General features: G+C 57.9%; 4 protein-coding genes. 2 read left to right on the forward strand and 2 right to left on the reverse strand.

The window, feature by feature from the left end; genetic code table 11:
* Positions 1 to 1,203, reverse strand: a 1,203-nt coding sequence (locus GXX82_14670; GenBank protein NLT24281.1) for a radical SAM protein, incomplete at its 3' end; no start/stop codon positions are given.
* A 161-nt stretch (positions 1,204 to 1,364) separates the two neighbouring features.
* Here GXX82_14670 and GXX82_14675 point away from each other — a divergent pair.
* A complete protein-coding gene (locus tag GXX82_14675; protein NLT24282.1) occupies positions 1,365 to 1,901 on the forward strand; it encodes a hypothetical protein in 537 nt (178 codons plus the stop codon).
* 181 nt (positions 1,902 to 2,082) lie between these two features.
* On the forward strand, positions 2,083 to 2,376 hold the full coding sequence (locus GXX82_14680) for a hypothetical protein (protein ID NLT24283.1): 294 nt from the start codon (positions 2,083 to 2,085) through the stop codon (positions 2,374 to 2,376).
* A 95-nt stretch (positions 2,377 to 2,471) separates the two neighbouring features.
* On the opposite strand, the gene GXX82_14685 is transcribed toward GXX82_14680, so the two are convergent.
* Positions 2,472 to 3,446: translocation/assembly module TamB (locus GXX82_14685; protein NLT24284.1), on the reverse strand; the 975-nt coding region annotated here is incomplete at its 5' end.

A 3,446-nucleotide genomic window follows, 5' to 3' on the forward strand; every position in this document is an offset into this window, starting at 1 on the left:
AAGCCTGATGCCGAATTTCCGGGCGAACCTGACAAAGAATATGCTGTCCGAGAAACTTGTCCTTTTTTTCATCTTCACAAGAAGGTTGTCGGACAGCGATTCATAGCCGAAATGTATCCGTTCGAAACCGGCCCGGGGGAGCTTCTCCATGATCTCTCTCGTGAAACCCTTGTGGATCACTTCGGCGATGAAGTTGATCTTCCTTTCCTCTCTCAGGGGTATGAGGCCGTCGAGCATTTTCTCGAGCCTTCCGTGGTCGTTGGCCACGATGTCGTTGTCCATGAAGGCGAAGTAGGGCGTGCGGTACCTTTCGAGGAGATGACGGATCTCTTCGATCACCCTCGAGGGTTCTTTTTTGCGCGTCCTTGTGCCGTCGGAATATACGCAGAACCTGCAGGCGTTCCAGGTGCATCCCCGTGTCGATTCCAGGGGCAGGATGACTGCCCTGTCGTCCTTTCCGAGCGCTGCGAGACAGTCGAAATAATCACCATAGTCGGCGAAGGTTCCCGAGTTCATGTCGAAGAACTCGCCGGTTTCGGTGTCCGAGCGCCGGATAGTGCCACCAGCGCGAAAGAGGAGCCGGGGAACAGCCGCAAGCCCGGGGCTCCCCCCGTCGAGGGCGTGGATGAGATCAAGGAGCGGGTATTCGCCCTCGCCCCAGATGGCGAAATCGAAAAGACCGCACATCTTCATGACGGCCGTGGCCCGGTCGCGGTTACCCAAACCCCCGATCACGACCTTCACATCGGCGAAGCGGCGTTTTACGTACCCGGCAAGCACCATCCCGGGGATCCACTGCTCGTACCTGCAGGATATCCCGAAAAGCAGTCTCTCTTTCGGGGAGTAGCGGGAGAGCTCCATTCCTATCCTGTCGTCGAGGATCCCTCTCGTTTTCCCGAGGTAGTCGCTCCTGTCGTTGAGGATGTCGCGTTCGGGAAGCTCGGCTTTCACGAGAGCATTGACCTTGCTCCGGGCGATATCGTCCCCCTGTTCTTCGGCGATGAGGTAGAGGTATGGCAGAAGGTCGAAGTGTATCGTGTCGGTGCTTCTCTGGAAAGAGGGCAGGATCCCGTCGAGGAGAATGTTCCAGTAGACCACGCGGGTCTCGATGCCATTTTTCATCAAATGGGCCTTGAGGATGGACAGGGCGGCGGACGGAGTGTCGGAACGGGCGGGCGGCAGGCAATTGAGAATGACCTTCATGGGCGGGGTACCTGTTGGATGTCCAAGTTATAGGTGCAAATCCGGGAGATGTCAACGGAAAAGGCCGTCCCGCATTCGCTTGTCTTACCTTGACAGACCGAGGTGATCTCTGGTAATCCTATACTACATGAACGCCTTCGTATGAGGGTCGGGAGGGAATGATGAAACACTTCACTTTGAAGACGGGTCTCGTGCTGGGTCTCGCTTTGGCCGCGATGGTTGCGGCGGGTTCCGTATTCGCGGAGAAGCCGCCCTGGGCAGGCGGGGGAAAGGGTAATCCACCCCCCGGGAAGTACGACACGGAACCGGCCGGCAAGGACGGGTGGCAGGGCGAACGCAAGGCACCCCCCGCGGGAGGGCCCGGCGAAAAGCACCGTTATTTCACCGACCGTCAGCGGGACATCGTGCATGATTATTATGCCGCTCAGTATCGGAAAGGGAAGAAATGCCCCCCTGGACTCGCTAAGAAGCATAATGGCTGCATGCCTCCGGGTCAGGCGAAGAAATGGGCCATCGGGAAGCCGCTGCCGGGGGGTGTTGTTTACTATGAGCTTCCCCGGAAGGTCATAGTCGAACTGGGACCGCCGCCCCCAAACCACAAGTATGTGCGCGTAGCCCAGGACATTCTGCTTCTTGCGACGGGGACAAGGATGGTCGTGGACGCCATCGACAATCTGACCTGGGATTTCAAGCGGTAGACAACTGCCGGAGAATCCCCCTTTTTTAGCATCTTTCATTGTTTTTCGAAAAGTTGTATACTATAGGCGTGGTTGGTCTTCAGTTCGTAACGTCCACCGAGATCGCGGGACCAGCCAGCGGATAACGGGATTACCGTGGTCTTCTCCAATATATCAGCGATCCACTACAGAGGTAATAAAAATGGCTAGTGTTGCAGAGTTTATCCAATTGAGAGAGAGCATAGAAGCGCTCGCCGGACAGATCACCCTGTCCGTGAAGAACAAGGCGCTTCAGGATTCGAAGGATCGTCTCGAAGAGGCGAATCAGAAGCTTGAAGCACTGAAATCCATGGTCGCCAGCGATGTGCAGGTGATCGTGGCCGACCGTCTCTCCAGGCAACTCACCGGGCTGTCGGCGAAGGTGGAGACGATGGCCGCAAAAAAACCCGCGAGAAAGACGGCAGCAAAGAAGAAAGAGCCCGCAACCACGGGCTGAAGTCGCCTTATCACCCGGTCCCCTGTCTGGTCGTTGGAATTGGTCGGCATGTTTGGTGCCGATGATCTATTTTGGACAGGTGTGATCAGGCAGTGTCAATCGAACTCTATCCGGTAGTAGATCGCGGCGCCGCTCTGGTTGCCCATCGTGCTTTCCACGTCCACCCGTCTCGTGAGGCTGTAACGGAGCCCGAAGATGTTCTCGCCCGTGTATATCGACCGGCCATAGCTGACAAAAAGGCGCGGCGAGAGGTACTTGCCGACCTTGACGATGGACTTCGAGATGTCGCCCTCGGAGGATTCGATATCGAGAACGTCTAGCCCGAGTTGTCTCTGGACGGTGGAAGCCTTTCCACCTGTGAGAAGTCCGCTTGCCGCCCTGGCGAGAAGGGCGGTGTCACTCTTGCCAGACCCCCCCGACGCCCTGCCGAGAACGATGTAACTCAGGATGTCCCTGTCCGCCATCGCGGGTTGCGAATAGAGGTTGACAAGAGGCGCTGCCGGCGTCCCGGTGACGAGGACGCCCGCCGATACATCGCCAACGGTGCGCAGGGCCAGGATATCGAGGTTCGCCGCCTCGACGGGGCCTCCCCCGAAGGACACATTGCCCCTGCGTATGTCGAGCTTGACGCCGTAGGCATCGAACTTTCCCCTCACGGTGCGGATGCTGCCGCTCGCCCTGATGTCGGCGGGATCCTTCATGGTGATGGTGACCTTGCCGGTAAGACGGGTGTCGATGCCGTATGCCTTCACCAGGACCTCGTCACCGAGAGCGACGGCCACGGCGACATCGATCGCGAAGGGAAGGGCCTGTCCCGGTTCTTTCTCCCTGCCTTTGACAATAACGTCACCGCTCGGCTTGACGAGGGTTTCCTTTTGTTCTTCCCTGATGAGCGCCTGTGGTATGAGGACGGAACCCCTCACCGACACCCTTCCCGGGTCCCCGGTGATCGTAAGGTCCGGACTGATCGAGGCCTGGAGCTCCGGCAGGTTCATGGCCTGAAAACGCTCTCCCTTCAATGTGCCTTCGAAGGTCGTGATCTTCCCCCTTGAGTGTGTCATCGTTCCGCT

It is taken from the genome of Syntrophorhabdus sp., assembly GCA_012719415.1.
Lineage (GTDB): Bacteria > Desulfobacterota > Syntrophorhabdia > Syntrophorhabdales > Syntrophorhabdaceae > Delta-02.

Bases quoted from the DNA above. Each gene is read 5' to 3' on its own strand.
- GXX82_14680 (NLT24283.1), top strand. From the start codon at position 2,083: ATGGCTAGTGTTGCAGAGTTTATCCAATTGAGAGAGAGCATAGAAGCG.
- GXX82_14675 (NLT24282.1), top strand. From the start codon at position 1,365: ATGAAACACTTCACTTTGAAGACGGGTCTCGTGCTGGGTCTCGCTTTG.